Below are 1,942 nucleotides of genomic sequence, written 5' to 3' on the forward strand. Positions count from 1 at the left end.
AATTCAACCCTTAGCAGCCCTATTGCAGATACACCCAGTTCGACTGAATATCAATTGCCCGAACGCCACGATTAGACAGCAGCATCACATCAAACATATTAAACTTGATACGCTTCAATTTCTCAGGCTTGATATCAAAGAAATCGTATACATTGTTACGAAAAGCTGCACCGGCTCAGCCGTCGGCCGGCCAATTAGGGCCAGCGTTCAAGAAACGCTTGGTATTCTTGAAGCAACTCACATAACGGCTTAATGCTCAGATCATCTGGCCTTGCGGGGCAAATTTCTTTCAGTATTTTCATGCTCTGTTCGAAAAAGCCATCTAAACCACACAGTTCTTTAACAGACGAAATGCATTGATCTTCTTCATCGTAAATTAAAACCAATAGCTTCCAAAAAATCTCTCCACGTTCTTCATTCTTTTGCAGGCGCTTTGCCTCCGCTTCTTGCTCGGCTACAGTGCGGAACGCAACTGGTGTTATATCTGTGATATGACGACCATTTGCTTTTAACTCTCCCCAGATAAAAGTACTTTGAGCTGGCTGGTGCTGCCGCCATGATGTAAAGTCGCCGGATACCTCAATAAATCGAGGCTGGCCCCAGGCGTCTAACTCTCGTATTCGTCTTGCAGAATGTTCTAACCGAATAGCATTGTCTACATTACCTGCCAGGCAATCTGAGCGGGTTAAAAACAATCCTCCCTCACCATTGGTAAGGCAATACCAGCCTTGTACAAAAATCTCATAGCTTTCAACCTGACCTCCTTGGATCAAAAACAACAAGTGGCGGCTTTTACTGGGTAGCGAGGTAAAAAGCAATTCCTGCGCCAGACTTTTTGTAACCGATAACATGACAAGGAAAATACATAACCAGCGCATAGGTTATTCCTTTTCCTTAATTGGCCCGAAAGCTCCCTGAAAGCGTTGGTTGCCCGCAGCCATAACTTTTACCTGCAACACGCCAGATTTAAATGACGACTCCATTGATATCACATTGTGCCAGGAAAAATAATCACCTCTTAACGTCACCAACTGGCCTGAGAGCTCCCGCAGTTGCGCTACCTGCTCCCGGTTAATTTTTAATGTAATGCCATTGCTGTAGTTGAATTCACGATCTTCCTTTTCATTTATTTCCACAACAGGGCAGTCTTCCTTGGTAAGAAATAAACCTTTAGTGAACAAGTTCAAGGTAATAAAGTTCTCAAGATCGTGCGTGCTGTCGTTAAACTCAAACGTATAAGCCTCTTGTTCTTTTATTGAGGCAGTACACAGCCACCCCACCACCACAATATTTTCCATAAATCTTGGCTCGTCAAAATAAGCCAGTAACTCCGTTAAGTGCCGTTGTGTTGGCGCCACAACCGATGGTGTGCTCACGTCAGCAGCAGCTAATTTAAACGTCACGGCAAGAGTAAATAGCGCCGCTATTGTAAAATGCAATTTCATACATATCCCCTTGAGCATTGCCTGTTAGTTTGTTCTGCGTCGTCGGTTAGCTTTATGTAGTGTACAGCGCCACCACCTGAGCCACCGTAATAACGGCTATCGCTGGCATAGTCATAACGCTGCGCCTTATATCTCGGACAATCGTATTGCATGCCCGGCTAGCGTAGCTTTGAGCCTGGGTTACCTATCGTTTTATGGACACCAAAAACCTGCCAATGCCCAATCATCAGCGCTAAAATAGCACTATCCAAGAGCAACAAAGGAGCCAAACGGCCCCGTTGTTGCTTACAGTCCATCATGTTGACACTCTATGGATTAACTTCGCGCACCAGGCGAATGGCGCTCCTATCTTTATTTCTGCTATCTGCAATAAACCCAGTATCAAAAAATACCGTCCAGTATGTTCTATCACTGTTGCGCCACAAGCTACTGCTCCAAAACGGCATCAATTGAGTACCGCCCCAGGCTACATCCTTATCAAAGGCTTCCAGCATTAA

The 1,942-nt window shown here is 45.0% G+C and carries 4 protein-coding genes; all 4 read right to left on the reverse strand.

Annotation, left to right across the window (positions count from 1 at the left end):
- Positions 1-194 precede the first annotated feature (194 nt).
- A complete protein-coding gene (locus QWF21_RS17960; RefSeq protein WP_330089417.1) occupies positions 195-878 on the reverse strand; it encodes a hypothetical protein in 684 nt (227 codons plus the stop codon).
- Positions 879-881: 3 nt separating this feature from the next.
- Positions 882-1,445, reverse strand: a complete 564-nt coding sequence (locus tag QWF21_RS17965) for a hypothetical protein (RefSeq protein ID WP_330089418.1) — start codon at positions 1,443-1,445, stop codon at positions 882-884.
- A 158-nt stretch (positions 1,446-1,603) separates the two neighbouring features.
- The gene (locus tag QWF21_RS17970) at positions 1,604-1,744 is read right to left on the reverse strand and encodes a hypothetical protein (RefSeq protein ID WP_330089419.1); all 141 of its coding nucleotides are present in this window, start codon (positions 1,742-1,744) and stop codon (positions 1,604-1,606) included.
- A 9-nt stretch (positions 1,745-1,753) separates the two neighbouring features.
- The coding region (locus QWF21_RS17975) for a hypothetical protein (RefSeq protein ID WP_330089420.1) at positions 1,754-1,942 on the reverse strand (189 nt) is incomplete at its 5' end.

This window comes from Alkalimonas mucilaginosa, assembly GCF_036327005.1.
GTDB classification, from domain to species: domain Bacteria; phylum Pseudomonadota; class Gammaproteobacteria; order Enterobacterales; family Alteromonadaceae; genus Alkalimonas; species Alkalimonas mucilaginosa.